Source organism: Idiomarina seosinensis, from assembly GCF_044797955.1.
In the GTDB taxonomy this organism is placed as follows: Bacteria; Pseudomonadota; Gammaproteobacteria; order Enterobacterales; family Alteromonadaceae; genus Idiomarina; species Idiomarina seosinensis_A.
The window spans coordinates 721,435-739,571 of sequence record NZ_CP085211.1 but is presented as its reverse complement, the minus strand read 5'-3'; the positions used below and the strand labels follow the sequence as shown (position 1 = coordinate 739,571).

The 18,137-nt window shown below is 51.5% G+C and carries 18 protein-coding genes and 2 tRNA genes; 1 reads left to right on the top strand and 19 read right to left on the bottom strand.

The window, feature by feature from the left end:
• Positions 1 to 11: 11 nt before the first annotated feature.
• The 5 genes from cysC to LG288_RS03480 form a co-directional block, all read right to left on the bottom strand.
• Positions 12 to 596: an adenylyl-sulfate kinase gene (gene cysC, locus LG288_RS03500; protein ID WP_404402083.1), complete on the bottom strand. Its 585-nt coding sequence runs from the start codon at positions 594 to 596 to the stop codon at positions 12 to 14.
• A 158-nt stretch (positions 597 to 754) separates the two neighbouring features.
• The gene (locus tag LG288_RS03495; RefSeq protein WP_404402081.1) at positions 755 to 2,476 is read right to left on the bottom strand and encodes an SLC13 family permease; all 1,722 of its coding nucleotides are present in this window, start codon (positions 2,474 to 2,476) and stop codon (positions 755 to 757) included.
• 84 nt (positions 2,477 to 2,560) lie between these two features.
• The gene (gene cysN, locus LG288_RS03490; RefSeq protein ID WP_404402079.1) at positions 2,561 to 3,979 is read right to left on the bottom strand and encodes a sulfate adenylyltransferase subunit CysN; all 1,419 of its coding nucleotides are present in this window, start codon (positions 3,977 to 3,979) and stop codon (positions 2,561 to 2,563) included.
• Between the two features lie 2 nt (positions 3,980 to 3,981).
• Entirely contained in the window at positions 3,982 to 4,890 is a 909-nt protein-coding gene (gene cysD / locus LG288_RS03485; protein ID WP_404402077.1) for a sulfate adenylyltransferase subunit CysD, read from the bottom strand.
• A gap of 87 nt (positions 4,891 to 4,977) precedes the next feature.
• Positions 4,978 to 6,591: a PilZ domain-containing protein gene (locus LG288_RS03480; protein ID WP_404402075.1), complete on the bottom strand. Its 1,614-nt coding sequence runs from the start codon at positions 6,589 to 6,591 to the stop codon at positions 4,978 to 4,980.
• Positions 6,592 to 6,710: 119 nt separating this feature from the next.
• Here LG288_RS03480 and LG288_RS03475 point away from each other — a divergent pair, with 119 nt between their 5' ends.
• Complete coding sequence (locus LG288_RS03475; protein WP_404402073.1) at positions 6,711 to 7,547, top strand: SDR family oxidoreductase; 837 nt, start codon at positions 6,711 to 6,713, stop codon at positions 7,545 to 7,547.
• A gap of 300 nt (positions 7,548 to 7,847) precedes the next feature.
• Here LG288_RS03475 and nadA read toward each other — a convergent pair whose 3' ends face one another.
• From nadA to LG288_RS03405, 14 genes are all read right to left on the bottom strand, one after another.
• Positions 7,848 to 8,891 carry a quinolinate synthase NadA gene (nadA, locus tag LG288_RS03470; RefSeq protein ID WP_404402071.1) on the bottom strand — a complete coding sequence of 348 codons (1,044 nt, stop codon included), beginning with the start codon at positions 8,889 to 8,891 and terminating at the stop codon, positions 7,848 to 7,850.
• 117 nt (positions 8,892 to 9,008) lie between these two features.
• Positions 9,009 to 9,084, bottom strand: a tRNA-Lys gene (locus tag LG288_RS03465).
• 25 nt (positions 9,085 to 9,109) lie between these two features.
• Positions 9,110 to 9,185: transfer RNA gene (locus LG288_RS03460), tRNA-Lys, on the bottom strand.
• A 173-nt stretch (positions 9,186 to 9,358) separates the two neighbouring features.
• Positions 9,359 to 10,132, bottom strand: coding sequence for a tol-pal system protein YbgF (gene ybgF, locus LG288_RS03455; protein WP_404403020.1), 774 nt, complete (start codon positions 10,130 to 10,132; stop codon positions 9,359 to 9,361).
• 9 nt (positions 10,133 to 10,141) lie between these two features.
• Positions 10,142 to 10,684: a peptidoglycan-associated lipoprotein Pal gene (gene pal / locus LG288_RS03450; protein WP_404402069.1), complete on the bottom strand. Its 543-nt coding sequence runs from the start codon at positions 10,682 to 10,684 to the stop codon at positions 10,142 to 10,144.
• A 47-nt stretch (positions 10,685 to 10,731) separates the two neighbouring features.
• Entirely contained in the window at positions 10,732 to 12,081 is a 1,350-nt protein-coding gene (gene tolB, locus LG288_RS03445; RefSeq protein ID WP_404402067.1) for a Tol-Pal system beta propeller repeat protein TolB, read from the bottom strand.
• Between the two features lie 12 nt (positions 12,082 to 12,093).
• Positions 12,094 to 13,026, bottom strand: coding sequence for a cell envelope integrity protein TolA (gene tolA, locus LG288_RS03440; protein ID WP_404402065.1), 933 nt, complete (start codon positions 13,024 to 13,026; stop codon positions 12,094 to 12,096).
• A 2-nt stretch (positions 13,027 to 13,028) separates the two neighbouring features.
• A complete protein-coding gene (gene tolR, locus LG288_RS03435; RefSeq protein WP_404402063.1) occupies positions 13,029 to 13,457 on the bottom strand; it encodes a protein TolR in 429 nt (142 codons plus the stop codon).
• On the bottom strand, positions 13,454 to 14,164 hold the full coding sequence (gene tolQ / locus LG288_RS03430) for a protein TolQ (protein ID WP_404402061.1): 711 nt from the start codon (positions 14,162 to 14,164) through the stop codon (positions 13,454 to 13,456). The genes tolR and tolQ overlap by 4 nt, the downstream gene beginning before the upstream one ends.
• Before the next feature lie 17 nt (positions 14,165 to 14,181).
• A complete protein-coding gene (gene ybgC / locus LG288_RS03425) occupies positions 14,182 to 14,592 on the bottom strand; it encodes a tol-pal system-associated acyl-CoA thioesterase (protein ID WP_404402059.1) in 411 nt (136 codons plus the stop codon).
• Positions 14,593 to 14,995: 403 nt separating this feature from the next.
• On the bottom strand, positions 14,996 to 16,018 hold the full coding sequence (gene ruvB / locus LG288_RS03420; protein ID WP_404402057.1) for a Holliday junction branch migration DNA helicase RuvB: 1,023 nt from the start codon (positions 16,016 to 16,018) through the stop codon (positions 14,996 to 14,998).
• Between the two features lie 19 nt (positions 16,019 to 16,037).
• On the bottom strand, positions 16,038 to 16,661 hold the full coding sequence (gene ruvA / locus LG288_RS03415; protein WP_404402055.1) for a Holliday junction branch migration protein RuvA: 624 nt from the start codon (positions 16,659 to 16,661) through the stop codon (positions 16,038 to 16,040).
• A gap of 183 nt (positions 16,662 to 16,844) precedes the next feature.
• Positions 16,845 to 17,357 carry a crossover junction endodeoxyribonuclease RuvC gene (gene ruvC / locus LG288_RS03410; RefSeq protein ID WP_404402053.1) on the bottom strand — a complete coding sequence of 171 codons (513 nt, stop codon included), beginning with the start codon at positions 17,355 to 17,357 and terminating at the stop codon, positions 16,845 to 16,847.
• The gene (locus LG288_RS03405) at positions 17,357 to 18,106 is read right to left on the bottom strand and encodes a YebC/PmpR family DNA-binding transcriptional regulator (RefSeq protein WP_404402051.1); all 750 of its coding nucleotides are present in this window, start codon (positions 18,104 to 18,106) and stop codon (positions 17,357 to 17,359) included. The genes ruvC and LG288_RS03405 overlap by 1 nt, the downstream gene beginning before the upstream one ends.
• Between the last annotated feature and the right edge of the window lie 31 nt (positions 18,107 to 18,137).

Here is an 18,137-nt window from a genome sequence, read left to right as displayed (position 1 = left end):
CGCTTTTGCAGTTATATCTTTAAAAACTGAGTGACCTGCTCCACCGCCTGCGAAATACTGAGTTCAGCGGTTTTAATGTGTATCTCGGGATTGGCCGGTTTCTGGTAGTCGGAATCGATACCGGTAAAGTGTTTAATCTCACCCGCCTGGGCTTTTTTGTATAAGCCCTTAGGATCGCGCTGCTCGCAAACTTCCAGCGGTGTATCAATAAACACTTCAACAAAATCCTCCACACCAATCAGTTCGCGGGCATAATCTCGGTCACTTCTAAACGGCGAAATAAACGCCGTACTAACGATAAGCCCGGCATCGGCAAATAACTTAGCCACTTCGGCCACCCGGCGAATGTTCTCAATACGGGCAGCATCATCGAAGCCTAAGTCACCGTTTAAACCATGCCGGACGTTATCACCGTCCAAAAGATAAGTATGCTTACCCAGTTCATGCAGCTTACTATCCACCGCATTAGCAATCGTTGACTTACCCGAACCGCTCAGGCCGGTATACCACAACACCTTACCGCGCTGGCCCTTCTGCTGCTCGCGCATAACACGAGAAACACTCTGCGCATGCCAAACTGTATTCTCAGACTTCATCTGTAAACCTCTTCAAGATATAACCGCAGAGGCGCAGAGGTCACAGAGGAAAGACTTTTAATGGTAAAGACAAAAACAAAAGAGTGTGTTTTACAATTAAATTGTTTTTCTCTGCGTGCTCTGCGTGCTCTGCGCCTCTGCGGTTATATCTTTCTTGTTTAAAACGGAAAGACCAGCGGGATTAACCCTATTGCCAGTGTGCAGTACACCACAGCAACGGGTATGCCCGATAGTACGAAGTGTTTTAACCGGTAATTACTGGCGTTAAACACCATTAAGTTGGTCTGGTACCCATACGGCGATATAAAGCTCGCCGACGCGGCAAAAGCCACGCCCATCACCATCGGGAAGGGGTCAACACCCAGACCCAGAGCCAGGCTGTAGGCTATCGGAAACATCAATGCTGCAGCGGCGTTATTGGTGATAATCTCGGTTAAAATATAGGTGATTAAAAACACACCAATAAAGGTAAGCCAGACGCCATGGCCCGCCAGTGAGTTCTGGGCGTAATCGGTTATCACCTGCGCCAGCCCGGTGTTTTGCATGGCCGAGGCCAGGCACAGCGCGCTGGTTACTATCACCCAAATTTCCACCGGGAAGCGGCGCTTTATCTCGTTTACTTTTAAACAGCCGCTGACCAACAGTAGCGCCAGCAAACACAGCACGGCGACAAATAATGACGAACCGGTCAGCACGGTCACGCCAATCATGGCCAAAAACCCAAACAGCGTCAGTTTTTCGCGCCAGCCACTGAGCATGTTGTCGGGCTCGACCCCGCTTAACAAATAAAAGTTTTTGCTTAAGTTAGTGCGCGCGGCAAAGTCGGGGCCGGTGGCTAATAGCAAAAAGTCGCCGGCGCGCAGCCGCACTTCACCCAGTTTGCCACTGACTCGTTCACCGTCGCGGCGAATGGCCACTACGGCGGCATCGAAGCGCGCCCGGAACTGACTGGATTTCAGCGATTTATTCACCAGCACCGAGTCTTCGCGTATCACCACTTCGGTTAGCTGCTGGGTTTCAAGGCCGCTTTTATCAGCAAATAAATCCAGCCCTGCGAACTGCTTTAGCACCTGCACCTTGCTGATTTCACCGCTGAACAGCAATTTATCACCCGCCTGCAGCACGTCATAGCGCGCGACGGGCCGTAAAACCTGGCCTTGACGGATAATCTCAGCCAAAAATAAATCTTCCAGATGACGTAAACCCGCCTGCTCAACGGATTGCCCCACCAAAGGCGATTGTGCATCCAGCTCGGCTTCGACAAAATATTCAGTCTTTTTCTCAGAAGCAGTACTGATATTCGGTAAAAAGCGACTGACAACGTATAAAGTCGCCAGACCACCCAGAGTAACGCCGGCACCAACCAGGGTGAAGTCGAAAAAGTTAAAGCCCGGGTGGCCGGTATCAGTCAGCATGGAATTAACAATCAGATTGGTCGAGGTACCAATCAACGTCAGCGTACCGCCCATAATGGCAGCGTAGGATAGTGGGATAAGCAGGCGGGACGAGGGAACAAAGCGGTTATTGCGTACGCTGTTCAACATCGCCGCCACCACAGCGGTATTGTTTAGTACCGACGACGCCAGCGCCGTAAAGCTGATGGTTTTTAACAGGGACTTAGTTTCCGACTCCGAAAACAAACGGCGGGATACCATTCGCAATACACTGGTCTTTTCCAAAGCAAAGGACACGATAACCAGCATAATAAGCGTTGCCAGGCCCGGGTTAGACGCATTAGACAGCAGCTCACCCTGGCCAATCCAACCACTTAACAAACACACCAGCATAGCACCACCAAAGATAGCCACCGAGCGCCCCTGAAAGCGCACCAGCAACACCACCATCAGCAACACCAAACCCGCAAGCAAATATCCCTGCATGTTATTCCTTATTTTACTGTCGCGTCAGGACGCGACCTACGGTAACCCGTAGCGTGCGTCCTGACGCACGCATTAAAACACGTATTAAAGTTTACGCAGGTCCTTAGCGTCCCAGTGCGGGAAGTGCTTGCGCACGAGTGCGTTTAGCTCTAGTTCGAACTCGCTATACTCGGCCGGCGCGTCGCTGCCGGTATCTTCTGCCAGTGCCTGGGTGATCATCCCCGCCGCTACCGTCATGTTGGTCATGCGGTCAATGACAATAAACGCACCAGTTCCCGGGTTTGACTGATAATCATCAAACATGACTTTTTCATTCGCCTGCACATCCACCAGGCCAATTTCATTCAGCTCCAGCTTGCCCGCTTTATGCTCAGCAAAGGTGTTCACATCGATCCGGTGCTGCACGTCAGTCACTGAGCCACTAGTTAGCTTAGAGTTAAACTTAAGGTAGTACTCGCGATGAATTTCCAGTGGTTTTTCGTTCATCCAAACGACTTTTGCACGGAAGCGGCTGGAGACATTCGCCAGCTCGTCTTTCTTAACGATCATATCGCCGCGGGATATGTCCATTTCGTCGTTCAGCGTCAGTGTGACTGCCTGAGTCGCACCCGCAGAGTCAATGTTGCCGTCAAAAGTCACAATCTCTTTAATCGTGCTCACAGTACCGGACGGCAGTACCCGAATGGCATCACCGACAGCCACTTCACCCGATGCTATGGTGCCGGAAAACCCGCGGAAATCGGAATTAGGCCGGTTGACATACTGCACCGGAAAACGAAACTCTGAGCTTGCGACTTCACGGTCAATTACAATGTTTTCCAGATACTGCATTAGCGTCGAGCCACGGAACCAGCTTAAATGCTCGCTCTCGTTAACAACATTGTCGCCTTTAAGTGCCGAAATGGGCACAAAGCGCACATCCGGAATATCCAGCGAGCCGGCCATTTCCAGGTAGTCAGCCTGGATCCTTTTGTAAACGTCCTGCGAATAATCGACAAGATCCATTTTATTAACGGCAACAACCACATGTTTAATACCCAGCAATGAACAGATAAAGCTGTGCCGGCGGGTCTGAGTCTGCACACCCTGTGAGGCATCCACCAAGATCACGGCTAAATCGCAGGTTGAAGCACCGGTCGCCATGTTACGGGTATACTGCTCATGGCCGGGGGTATCGGCAATAATGAACTTACGTTTGTCCGTGGAGAAATACCGGTAGGCCACATCAATGGTGATGCCCTGCTCGCGCTCAGACTGCAGACCGTCAACCAACAACGCTAGATCGACTTCGTCGCCCTGCGTGCCGGATTTTTTACTGTCGGCAGTAATCGCCGCCAGCTGATCTTCAAAAATCATTTTGCTGTCATGCAATAGACGACCAATTAAGGTACTTTTCCCGTCATCTACACTGCCGCAGGTAATAAAGCGCAGTAGCTCTTTGTTTTCATGTTGCTTTAAGTAAGCAAGAATATCCTGCTCAATGAGGGGGCTGGCATGTGACATGATTAAAAGTACCCCTCCATTTTTTTCTTCTCCATTGAGCCGGCGCTGTCGCGGTCAATCACGCGGCCCTGTCGCTCTGAGGTCGTGGTCAGCAACATTTCCTGAATAATTTCCGGTAACGTAGCAGCTGAAGATTCGATCGCACCGGTTAACGGGTAGCAGCCCAGCGTACGGAAGCGCACCATTTTCATTTCTGGTGTTTCGCCCTCTTCTAAGGGCATACGGTCGTCATCAACCATAATCAGGGTACCGTCGCGTTCAACCACCGGCCGCTCTTTAGCAAAGTACAGCGACGGGATATCAATGTTTTCCAAATAGATGTATTGCCAGATATCCAGCTCGGTCCAATTGGACAAAGGAAACACCCGGATGCTCTCGCCTTTGTTGACTTTACCGTTAAAAATACTCCACAGCTCGGGTCGTTGATTCTTAGGGTCCCAACGGTGGTTTTTATCACGGAATGAATACACTCGTTCTTTAGCACGGGACTTTTCTTCATCACGGCGGGCGCCGCCAAAAGCTGCATCAAACTGGTGCTTATTAAGGGCCTGCTTAAGGGCCTGTGTTTTCATCACATCGGTGTGCAGCGCGCTGCCGTGGGTAAAGGGCCCGACCCCCTCTTCAACGCCTTCCTGGTTGATGTGCTCAATCAGTTCAAAGTCTTGCTCCCGGGCCATGCGATCACGAAACTCAATCATTTCGCGAAACTTCCAGGTGGTGTTTACGTGCATCAAAGGAAAAGGAATTTTGCCGGGGTAAAAGGCTTTGCGGGCTAGATGCAGCAATACCGATGAATCTTTACCCACCGAGTACAGCATCACCGGGTTATCAAATTCCGCCGCTACTTCGCGGAAAATCTGAATAGACTCGTTTTCCAGCGCTTTTAAATGGTTAAGCCGTTTTTTTCTCATCAATTAATTATGCTTTATAAAAAAATAAAGACTACCATAAGCAGTTACCCGGACACATACAAGTCATTCAGTAAACCAGTCACTTCTTTAAAGCAAACCAGAGAATAACATCCGCATTAAAGGCCCGGTAACATCCTGCAGGCCAATAACCGAGTCAATCGATTTTAACTGTCGCTCAATTTTGTCGGCCCGCTCCGGCAAGTAAGTGCTTACATAATTTAAATCATCCTGCAGCGCCTGCAGTGAGCCTTGCCGGCACCGGTACAGTTCGACGTTTACAGCAAGCAGCTGTTGTTGCTGATATTGTTGCTTAACAAAACGCCCGGCCTGCTGCGGCGTCGTAAATTCATCCAGCCAACGGCCAGTGACTTTAGGTTCAAGCCCTTCGGCCCGGGGTTTGATATTCAGCAACAGGGTACGGCCTTTAGTAAACTCCGCAGGCTTTAACTGCGTTAGTTTATCCAGTATCTGCTGCTTTAACTGTGCTCCACCGAGGATGTTGTACTGATTATTAAGCCACATCTCGGCTTTTTTATACCAGCATGGCAAGCCGTGCTTTACCGGCATTAATGCGGCCAGGCCAATATCGCTGTTGCGCCGCTGGCTTTTGTGTACAAACAGCGCACTGCATAAACCTGACTGAGTGTACATTTGTACTAAACGTGGATGGCGTTTTACCACTTTGCTTGGGCCGGCGGTTTGTTCCTGTAAGCAATAGGCGGCCAGGGACGAAAGCTTTAATCGCGCTTTAGTACCGGCAGTGGTGTTTGTTTCTTGCTGCGAATTCAGCTGAGGCACATCAAGGGTGGTTAACAAGCCGACAAATAGCCGGTCCTGCACGCTGTAGGTCAGGCTAAGTACCATCGATTTAAGCGGATATCCGGCCTGTTGTAGCTCGGCCAGCTGATAGCGTAGCTGCTGGTCTTTGGTTAGCGCATTGGCAGGAATTGCGTAACACTGGGTTTTGCCCTTTAGTGGCACTTCGATGGTATAAAATGCCAGTTGTCGCCGGCTTTGTTGTGGTTCGCTGCGCAGTTTTGCCAGCGCCAGGCGGACCCAGCGCTGGCCCAGCAGTCTATTAAGCCTGTATGCGTCGCGCTCGCACCAATAATCGACAGCCCGGCTATTTGCGGCGGTGTTTAAGGTATAGACTGGCTTTTTAATATCAGCCGAGAATACCAGCGGCAGCCCCTGTTGAGCCTGTAGCCAGTGGCTTTCGTGGCCCTTTGCCCGCAGCGACTGGACAACATGATCAACGTTAACTTTATAGCGAAACTTGTAGGTTTTTAATAAGCCGCGCAGCAGTTTATCCAGCGCTCCATCGCCGGCAAAGGTCTGGCGACGAAGACGCAGATAATTAGTCTGGTCTTTGCAGCGCACACCCAGTGCATGGTAACTGTAAGGTGTCTTAGCATCGATAACAAAGTCCCTGGCCAGACCAAGAAAATGAATACTGAGGACTTGCTCGGCCAGATAGTTGGCGGGCACCGTATCGGGGAGTTTTAGTTGCAGTCCCTGAGCTGAAATATCAACCGTGGTAGCTTTAAACTTAAGTGGACTGCCGTTAAGCTGCCCTTTTACCAGTACCTCGGTGGTAAAATTCATGCGTTCTTCACTGCGCCGGTAATACCGTCCCAGCACGAATGAATTAACCTGCTTTGTCGCTCCGTCGCTGCGCTGCAATGTGCTGCCTTGTCTCATTGCGTACCTGCTATACTGCCTGTATTAACAGTCTACTAACATACCCCAACGGCCATTGTTGCGCAAGTGTGTTAGATTATTCAGTGACTCAATAAAACACGTAATATTAAGGGGTTAGCATGCATATTTTGTCGATTGGGTACGGTGATATCGCGCAGCGCGCAGCCACTTTACTGGTTGAAAAGGGACACTCGGTTATGGGGCTTTGTCGCCACCCTGATAACAAACCCGAGATTAAAGGGGTTGACCTGGTGGCTGCCGACGCCGGTAATGAGCAGGATTTAAAAGCGGTATTACACGGCAATGAGTTTGGCGCCATTATCGTGACCTTAACGCCATCGGAGTTTAGTGGTGAAGGCTATCGCAAGGGCTACGTTGTGCCCTGTCGGCATCTGCAGCAGGTGCTCAATGGTCTGGATTACTCGCCTTATGTGATTTATGTGTCCAGCACCGGCGTTTACGGGCAAAAAGAGGGCGAATGGGTTGATGAGCAGTCACCGACTGAGCCGGGTAACGAGCGCGGCAAGATGCTGCTGCAGGCGGAGCGGCTGATTGCTGACCTGTCGGCACCCAGCACTCGTCTGCGCTGCAGTGGCATTTACGGCGAAGGCCGGGATTTTATGGTACGCCAGTTAAAGCAGCAGGATGTCACTTTGCGCGACAGTTGGTCCAATCGTATTCATCAGGATGACGTGGCGCGCTTTATCGAGTTTATTATCGAAAACCCTGAAAAGCGCGAGCCGCTGTACCTGCTCAATGACGATCAGCCGACCAAACAGTATCAGGTCTATCAGTGGCTGGCCGATCAGCTTGATGTGCCGGTACCAAACGAAGTCGAACCGGGCCCCGGGCCGCGGGGCAGTAAACGCTGCGATAACAGCAAACTGCGCGAAAGCGGCTTTAAATTAAAGTATCCCGATTACAAAAGCGGCTACCGGGCAATGCTGGGTGATTGACTCAGAGATATAACCGCAGAGGCGCAGAGCTCGCGGAGGAACGATGAGCAAAAAAATTTACCACGGAGGACACGGAGGACACGGAGAAAAGACTCTTAATGGTAAACACCCTTTAAATTGTTTTTCTCCGTGCTCTCCGTGTACTCCGTGGTAAAACAGGTTTTTGTCTTTACCTTTTAAACGGTTTTTCTCCGTGCTCTCCGTGTACTCCGTGGTAAAACAGCTTTTGTCTTTACCTTTTAAAGTCTTTTCTCTGCGGGCTCTGCGTCTCTGCGGTTATATCATTACACAAACGTGTTACTACCGCTTAAGCTGGGCAGAGAAGGCGAGCATGCGGTCGAGGGGTTTCATGGCTTGTTCGGCCAATTCGGGGTCAACATGTATTTCGTGTTGCTCTCCGCCGGTCTCCAGTGCGTTAGCGATGGCCTCGAGGCCGTTCATGGCCATCCACGGACAATGGGCGCAGCTGCGACAGGTGGCGCCTTCACCCGCTGTCGGGGCTTCGATAAAGGTCTTGTTAGGCTCCAGCTGCTGCATTTTATAAAAAATGCCGCGGTCCGTTGCCACAATAAAGGTTTCGTTCGGCATTTCCTGGCTGGCTTTAATCAGTTGCGAGGTCGAGCCCACAGCGTCAGCCATAGCGACAATACTTTGCGGTGACTCGGGGTGAACCAGAATGGCTGCCTCAGGATGAACTTTTTTCAGGTCCTGCAGCGCTTTAACTTTAAATTCATCGTGCACCACACAGGCACCCTGCCACATGATCATGTCGGCGCCGGTCTGGTTCTGAATATAATTGCCCAGATGACGATCGGGCGCCCAGAGAATTTTTTCGCCCTGGCTGTCCAGGTGCTCGACCAGCTCCAGCGCCATGCTGGAGGTAACTACCCAGTCAGCGCGCGCTTTTACAGCCGCCGAAGTATTGGCGTAAACTACCACAGTGCGATCGGGGTGCTGGTCACAGAAGTCTGAAAAATCCTGCGGCGGGCAGCCTAAGTCCAGTGAGCATTCCGCTTTTAAGGTCGGCATTAACACAGTTTTATGGGGTGTCAGTATTTTTGCCGTTTCGCCCATAAAACGTACGCCGGCGACAATCAATGTCTCAGCGTCGTGATCACGCCCAAAGCGAGCCATCTCCAGCGAGTCGGAAACACAACCGCCGGTTTCTTCGGCCAGCGCCTGAATTTCAGGGTCGGTGTAATAATGCGCGACCAGGACGGCGTTGTGCTTTTCTAGCAAGCTTTTAATCCGCGCGCGATACTCAGCTTTTTGCTCTTCGGTCAGAGCTTTCGGCTTAGCCGGAAAGGCGTAATCTAGGTTGTCAAAGGTCTGAATGGCTGACATACATCCTGCTTAAATTGTCATCGTGTCCAGTAAAGGTATGGGCATTATAGCCAATTTCAATGACTTTTGATATTTTTGGGGTTTTGGACTTTTTGGCTTTTTGATCTTTTCAGAAGATGGTGGGTTGTGCAGGATTCGAACCTGCGACCAATTGATTAAAAGTCAACTGCTCTACCAACTGAGCTAACAACCCATTTTTTGGTGGTGGCATTTGAAAGTGGTGGGTTGTGCAGGATTCGAACCTGCGACCAATTGATTAAAAGTCAACTGCTCTACCAACTGAGCTAACAACCCACTAAAAATGCTGCCGTTGCCTGGTACATTTGCTGGTGCATTTGTCCTTGGCAACGGCGGCATAGTTTACTTAATTAACGCTGTGATGCAACTGAAAATTTCAGTTTTTTGTGCGACTGCCTAATTAGCGAGCACTTGTTATGGCGCTGTTAGTAAGCCGCCGCTGATAACGACTAATCGTTCAGCCGTTGTTGGGCTAAATTCGCCTCGGTTGTATCAGGGTATTCTTCGATAACCTGCTGGAAAAATGCCTTAGCATCGGCATTTTTATCCTGCTCGGCGGCTATCACCCCCAGCTTCAATAGCGAATCAGCGCGCTTGTTGCTGTCGGTATACTCTTCCACTACCGTACGAAAATGCCGACGAGCCTTAGCGTACGCCTGCTCGGCGAATTGCAGCTGACCCAGCCAGTAATGCGCGTTAGGTAAATAGCTGGAATCGGGGAACTGTTCGATAAACTGCTCAAAAGCAGGTATTGCCGCATCGTAGCGTTTATCTTCCAGTACCAGGGCGATGGCACGATCGTAGGCATCGTTTTCGCTTAAATTAGCCGAATACTCATCGCCTCCTGAGCCACTGTCCGCTGCTGCATCGCCCGATGATACCACCGGGCCCATCGCCGATGGCGAGCTCGGCGCCGGCTGGTCACGAAGCTGACTAAAGCGGCGATCGATTTCCTGATAAAGCTCACGCTGACGCTGCAGTAACTGTTCCAGCCGATACTCGTGCTCTTCAGTAATGCCGCGTAGCTCCGAAACATCCTGCTGCAAAGCACTCAGCTGCTGCAACATGTCCAGTTGGGCACCCTGACGGGCCTGCATCATGCGTTCGATGGTCGCCAGCCGCTGTTCAAGGGAATCGGCTGACTGCGACAAATTGGATACCGGCGCCTGGGCCAGACTGGCTGCAGGCACCGCTAACATCATCGCCAATAGCGTTGTTCTTATCATACTCAATTAGTAAACAAGAACGGCGCGGCGGTTTTTCGCATAAGCGCTTGGGGTAGACTCGTTAACCATTGGCTTTTCTTCGCCATAGGAAACCGTTGATGTCTGTGAGCTACGAACACCCAGGTTTTCCAGGTAGTCTTGCACAGCTTTAGCACGACGCTCGCCCAATGCGATGTTGTATTCCGGTGTACCGCGCTCATCAGCGTGGCCTTCGATAACAACACTGGCGTTCGGGTTTTTCACCAAAAAGTCGGCGTGAGCGGCCAACAGTTCTGCGTACTCAGACTGGATATTTGACTTGTCAAAGGCAAAGTAAATAATGTGCTCTTTACGCAGCGCTTCCATTTGCTCTTCGCGGATTTCCTGAGGTGATTTAGCACGGTCAGCAGCACCGACCTGAACACCTGAATCTGACTCCTGCGATGCGCCACCTGTGGTTTGCTGGCCTGCGCCTGCACCGGTTTCTGTGGTCTGGTTCGAGCTACAGGCGGCCAGTGTCGCCATTGGTACAGCAATTGCCAGCGCTTTTAATAATTTGTTCAGCTGCATCCTATTAATCCTTATTGTCTAAAATAATGGTTTTTAATTTGACTGTTTTACATAAACGGTGACCACGACGGTGATTTAACTTCACCACTTGCCGCCGGTAAACGGGCCTTAAAACGACCATCCATTGACACCAGCGCCAGCACCTGTTTGTTGTTATGCGTTGTGCTGTAAATCACCATGCTTCCGTTGGGCGCAATACTTGGCGACTCATCCAGCTGAGTTTTTGTCAGCACTTGCATGGTACCCCGCGGAAACTCCTGCCGGGCGATGTGATAGTTACCCCGCGTCCGGTTGACCAGGACAATGGACTCACCCGACGGTGCAACGGTACCACCAAGGTTTTGCTCACCCTCAAAAGTTAACCGACGTACCTGACCTGATTGTAAATCTACGCTATAAAGTTGCGGTCTACCACCCCTTTCTGACGTAAATACTAAGGATTTACTGTCAGGCGTCCAACTAGGCTCTGTGTCAATCGTACGATTACGCGTCACCCGTTGCAAGTTTTTGCTTTGCAAGTCCATAACATAAAGTTCAGGGTTACCATCTTTCGACAGCACCATGGCCATTTTTGTACCATCCGGTGACCAGGTCGGACTACCGTTGATACCCGGGAAAGAGGTCAGGTTTTCGCGGCGTGTGGTATAGATATCCTGCACGAAAATTTCTGCGGTCTCGTTTTCAAAACTGACATAAGCCAGTTTGTTACCGTCCGGCGACCAGGCCGGTGACATCAGCGGCTCGGGGCTGCGCAACAAAATCTTTTCGTTGGCGCCGTCGTAATCGGCGACCATCAGTTTGTAGGGGTATTCGTCATCGTGATTAACGGTAACGTAGGCGATGCGGGTCATAAAGGCACCCCGTTCGCCGGTCAGCGCCTCGTAAGCCACGTCAGAAATGCGATGGGCATACTGGCGGAACTGGTCTCCGTCGATCACAGAGCTGCGCGAGTCCAGCACATGGTCACGACTCTGCACCAGCTCTCCGTCGCGCAGCATTTGCGCGCTGCCGCCGGTAATCTGACCGCGTAATACGTCCACCAGCTGAAATTTAATCATGTAACGGTCGACAGAATAGGGTTCAATGGTCCCCATCAATACAGCCTCGACGCCCATTTTCGCCCAGGCGGCGTAATCCAGCTCGCCGTCATTTTGCGGTAATTGCGGCATAGCAGAGGTCGGGATTGGGTTGAACTTACCACTACGGGTTAAATCCGCTGCAATAACCTCGGTCAGTTGTCCCGGTACAGGCCCCTCTCCCAGCCACTTAAACGGCACAACCGCTATCGGCCGCGCGGTGTCCATTCCTTCGGTGATGACAATTTCCAGTACACCCGCACGGGCGACGGACGTCAGCACAACGAAAAACAACAATGTGTTCAAAAACAGCTTTTTCATGGTTCACCTTGGTTATAACTGCGGTTTAACAGTAAGCTTAATGGTACTCATTTGTTCGTAAATTTCCGGATCTTCCGATACCGGCAATGTGGTCGCTTTCAGTACCGCGTTCTCTGCGGAGCGACAAACTGCCGGATCGCCGTTACCGGTTGTCACTGATTTAACAAAACCACTGGGCGCAACACTGATAGTCAGCTCACATGACTTACCGCTCATGCTGTCCTCCACATTCCAGTTGCGCTGAATGGTCTGCCGGATCAATGCCTGATATTTTTCGATTTCACTGGCCATTTGCTGGCGACGAGCGGCAGCCCGCTGTTGTCGCTCTGCTTCCATTTCTTCTTGCAGCTGTGCTTCACGCTCAGCGGCTCTGCGGCGCTCTTCCTCTAACCGCTTACGTTCTTCTTCGCGGCGTTTGCGTTCAGCCTCGGCGCGGCGCTCGGCCTCTTCCGCTTCTTTACGGCGTTGTTCTGCCTCGCGTGCGGCCTGCTCTGCCTGGCGCTGCTGCTCGGCCAGTTGCTCGGCCTCGCGGCGCGCCTGTTCAGCAGCGCGCCGGGATTCGGCTGCCTGTTGTTCCTGCTGCTGTTGCTGCCGCTCGATTTCGGCACGACGCTGTTCTTCGCGTTCCCGGGCCTTACGGGCATTCGCAGCTTGTCGCTCCAGCTCGGCAATACGCTCTTGCTCGGCGCGGCGGGCGGCTTCCTTTTCTTGCTGAATACGCTGCACCTGCTGCTGCACTGCCGCTTTGTCGACTGATACCGCACGGACAATTTCTTCCGCTTGCGGATCAAACTCTGATTCGCTCAGATTAACTTCCATCGGCGTCGGTTCGCTGGGCGTAAGCTCAAAGCTGAACAGCAACACAGCGGCAATACCTAAATGTATCGCCAGCGAGTAAATCAGCGGTAAGGTTAAGCTTTCTTTACCTGTTACGTTTTTCGCCACAATTAGGATTCCGAAGAGTCTGTCATTAATCCCACTGAGGGTACCCCTGCCCGTTGCAGTAATACCATCAACTGAACAATCTGGTTGTAGGACACCGCCCCGTCGCCGTTAACCATCACCGGCGTATCCGGTTCGACTTCCAGCTGCGCAGCAACCAGCGTCGCCAGATCCTGAGCACTGATGGGCGCATCCGGGTCGGTATTCTGATTCAGATAATAATTGCCCTCTGCGTCCACTGACGCCACCAGCGGCGGCTTCGAATCTTCTGACAGTGCTTCGGCACTGGCTTTAGGTAAGTCAACCTTGACCCCCTGAGTGATTAACGGCGCTGTCACCATAAAGATGATTAATAGCACCAGCATCACATCAATGTACGGGACAACATTAATTTCCGCGACCGGCTTACGGCGCTTGCGCGGCATTACCATCATAACGCATTGCCCTCCGGCTTAGCGCTGTCAGATTGAGTCATCGCCTGACGCTGTAAAATGGCGGTAAATTCGTCAATGAAGTTCATGTACTGGTTGTCGACTTGTTCAACCCGGGTGGTAAAGCGGTTGTAAGCAATTACCGCCGGTATTGCCGCAAACAGACCCAGGGCAGTGGCAATCAGGGCTTCGGCGATACCCGGCGCGACCATTGCCAGAGTTGCCTGTTGCACGGCACCCAGCGCAATAAAGGCATTCATAATACCCCAGACGGTACCGAACAAACCAATATAGGGGCTGATCGAGCCAATGGTTGCCAGAATTCCCAGGTGATTATCCAGTTTTTCCAGCTCGCGCGCGTGGGCTACCCGCATGGCCCGAAAGGCTCCTTCAACGGTAGTCTGGGCACTGCCGCCGGGGTGATTACGCAGCCGCGCAAACTCTTTAAAGCCGGCGTGAAACAGCAGCTCCATACCCCTGGCTTTGTTTGCCCGGGCCGAGATCTCCTGATATAACCGTGCCAGATCGACGCCCGACCAGAACCGCTGTTCAAATTTTTTGGCATCCTGGCTGGCCGTCTTCAATACCGCCTTGCGTTGAAAAATCAGTACCCAGCCCCAGACCGACATGGCCAATAAGATAATCATCACCAGCTTAACCAACAGGCTGGCCTGCCAGAACAAATCAATAAAGGACAATTCTGTTTCCACGCTTACTACCTCTGTTTTTATAATGCCTGTTGCATGGCGGTTAATATGGGTTCGGGTATGGCCGCGGCCCGCAGCGCTTTAAGGTCGACACAAGCCGCCTTAATGGTCGCCTGACAGTGCAGTGTGCCGTCTTTACCCAGCACCTGCTGATAGCATATCAGCGAAGCGCGTTTCAGTTGTTCGACCTTAACAGTGACCGTCAGTTCAGCATTAAATTGCACTGCCGCTTTTAAGTCCAGGTCAACATGGCGAACCACAAAGCCTCTATTGTGAGCTAACCAGCTGTCCTGTTCAATCCCCAGTGACCTTAACCATTCGGTACGGGCGCGTTCAAGAAATTTGAGATAATTGGCGTAATAAACGATACCACCGGCATCGGTGTCTTCGTAGTAAACCCGCACTGGCCAGGCAAAATGTTCCTGTGGCATTTATAAAACCCCTAAAAATGACAGTTTTGTCATAATTTTCAGCCGAGCCTTTAAAAGTATCGATGACGATTTTATCAACAGACTTTTATTTATGACAGAACTGAAATAATTGAAATTTACTTACTTGTTTTTAAATAGTTTTTTATTATTGTTGAATAATTGTTGTGCTTTTTTTGCGCAAAAACCAACACTTAGGCATTAGTTTTTTTAATCTGATTATGTAATTTTTCTTGTTTGATAAGAACCGTTTTAGCCGTATAATAGCCACTAAATCAAGAGCACAGAGTTTGGTTGTCACTACTTCTGAATTTTTGATTGGTTCCCTGGATTTTTTAGATTTCCTTCTTGTTGTTCTATTTGCCCGTACTTTATGTGCGGGCTTTTTTTTGTCTTTTTCCCGGTGTTATTTTTTCTCCGGCTGCAGGCCGAAGTGCTGATAGGCTCTTGGTGTCGCAATCCGGCCACGCGGTGTGCGCTGTAAAAAGCCCTGCTGAATCAAAAAAGGTTCCAGCACATCTTCAATGGTGTCCTTTTCTTCGCCAATCGCAGCGGCCAGATTATCCAGTCCTACCGGACCACCGAGAAATTTTTCCATAATAGCCAGTAACAGCTTGCGATCCATATAATCAAAGCCGGCCTGATCAACATCCACCATAGTCAGGGCGGCATTGGCAATGGTTTCATCCACTTCGCCGTTGGCTTTAACCTCGGCATAGTCGCGCACCCGCCGCAGCAGGCGGTTGGCAATGCGCGGGGTTCCGCGCGAGCGCCGGGCAATCTCGCGGGCGCCGCCGGTCTTCATGGTCACTTTCATATAATGAGCGGAGCGCGAAATAATATCGGTCAGCTCGTCGACCTGGTAAAACTCCAGCCGCTGGACAATACCAAAGCGATCCCGCAGCGGTGAGGTCAGAGCGCCGGCTCGGGTGGTTGCACCAATCAGCGTAAACGGCGGCAAATCCAGTTTAATGGAACGCGCTGCCGGTCCTTCACCAATCATAATATCCAGCTGATAGTCTTCCATCGCTGGATAGAGTATCTCTTCAACCACCGGACTGAGCCGGTGGATCTCGTCAATAAACAATACATCGTGGGCATCAAGGTTGGTCAGCAGCGCCGCCAGGTCGCCGGCTTTTTCCAGCACCGGCCCGGAAGTGGTCTTAATATTCACCTGTAATTCATTGGCGACAATATTAGCCAGTGTGGTTTTACCCAGCCCCGGCGGACCAAAAATGAGCAGATGATCGAGTGCTTCCTGGCGTTTACGCGCCGCCTCGATAAAAATTTCCATTTGCTCAACCACGTGCTTTTGCCCGGTATAGTCGGTCAGTACCTTCGGCCGGATGGCGCGGTCGATGGCCTCGTCATCGCCCTGCACGCCGCCTTCAACCAGGCGATCACTGGGTATTTGATCTGCTTCTATCATGCGCTCTTGTTATCCTTTATCAGGCAAGCTGTTTAAGAGCCGCTTTAATCAGCTCCTCGCTGCTCAGTTCGCTTTGGTAAACCACTTTTAAAGCCCGGTCGGCCTGGTTCTGCTTGTAGCCCAGTGATAATAACGCGCTAATGGCGTCCGCCCGTGCATCGGCCGGGTGAATAAAGGTTGAATCGGAGGTTACTGCGTTAACGGCAACTGCGTCCGTTGCCGGGGTTGCCATACCCTGCCAGTCTTTCAGCCGATCGCGCATTTCTATCACCAGCCGCTCGGCGGTCTTTTTACCAACGCCGGGTAGCTTAACCAGCCGGCTGACGTCGTTCTGGTTAACCGCCCAGACAAATTCATCGGCGTTCATGCCACTGAGAATAGCCAGTGCCAGCTTAGGCCCCACGCCCTGGGTTTTAATTAACAGCCGGAACAGGCTGCGCTCGGCCTGGTTGTTAAAGCCGTACAATAACTGCGCGTCCTCGCGCACGACAAAATGGGTAACCAGTGTAACCGTTTGACCAATTGCCGGTAAGGCATAAAAACAGGTCATCGGCAGCTGTAGCTCATAGCCCACCCCCTGCACATCCACCAACACCTCAGGCGGCTGCTTCGCAATTAATGTCCCTGCAATTTGTCCTATCATGGTTTATTTTATCCCGCTAAATACGTCAGCACCAAGGTTAATGTTACCACGGAGGACACGGAGAGCACCGAGAAAACACAAAAGATTTAAAATGGGAAAACAGAATAGTTTGACTGGGGTTTTCCGCATAAAATGTTTTCTCCGTGTCCTCCGTGTCCTCCGTGCACTCCGTGGTAAATAGTTTTACCGGCGGCGGCCGGCCATTTTTATCAGGTTTTCGTCGGCGTTGGCGTGGCAGATGGCCACTGCCAGTGCATCGGCTGCGTCGGCCTGAGGCGTGCGGGACAGGTTTAGTAAGGCAACGACCATATGCTGCACCTGGGTTTTATCCGCTGCACCGGTGCCGACCACCGCCTGTTTAATTTGCCGGGCGCTGTACTCAGCCACCGGTAACTCGTGGCAGGCCGCTGCTACAATCGCCGCACCCCGCGCCTGACCCAGTTTTAACGCCGAATCCGGGTTGCGCGCCATAAAAACCTGCTCGATAGCAAACTGGTCGGGCTGAAACTGGGTTATCAGCTCTACCACACTGTTATGAATGCGCTTTAGCTTTTCCGCCAATGTCAGCGGCTGAGCCGGCGTGCCGGTAACCCGGATACAGCCACTACCCAGATAATGTAACTTGCGCCCCTGCCGCTGAACTATGCCGTAGCCGGTCAGCCGCGAGCCCGGGTCAATACCCAGGATAACACTCATCAGGCGTCCAGTTTTGCCAGCACGTCATCAGAGATGTCAGCATTGTGATAAGCGTTCTGCACATCGTCCAGATCCTCTAACGCGTCCAGCAGTTTCAAAAAAGAGCGCGCACTGTCTTCGTCCAGATCAACCTTAGTATCCGGCACCATGGTCACTTCGGCATGAGCCGCGGTAAAACCCTGCTGATCTAACGCATCCTTAACCACACCAAAGTGCTCAGGCTGGGTCATCACATCCAGACTGCCGTCACTGTGTTTAACTAAATCGTCGGCACCAGCTTCCAGCGCCGGCTCCAGTAACTGCTCTTCGCTGACCTCATTGCTGTAACTGATGACGCCGCGTTTATTAAACAAATAAGCGACCGAACCATCGGTACCCAGGTTGCCGCCGTGTTTGCTGAAGGCATAACGAACTTCCGATACGGTGCGGTTTTTATTGTCGGTCATGCATTCCAGTAAAATGGCAACGCCGTTGGGGCCGTAGCCCTCGTAGGTTAGCTCTTCAACGTTATCGCCTTCCATCTCACCGGTACCGCGTTTGATAGCGGTATCAATGGTGTCGCGTTTCATGTTGTTGGACAGCGCCTTATCAATGGCTGCCCGCAGGCGCGGGTTGGTTTCCGGATCGCCCCCGCCCTCGCGGGCAGAGACGTTGATTTCACGGATCAGTTTGGTAAAGATTTTGCCGCGCTTCGCATCTTGCGCGGCCTTGCGGTGTTTAATGTTGGACCATTTGGAATGACCTGCCATAGTGCACCCTTTTGTCGTTTTTCAGTTGCGG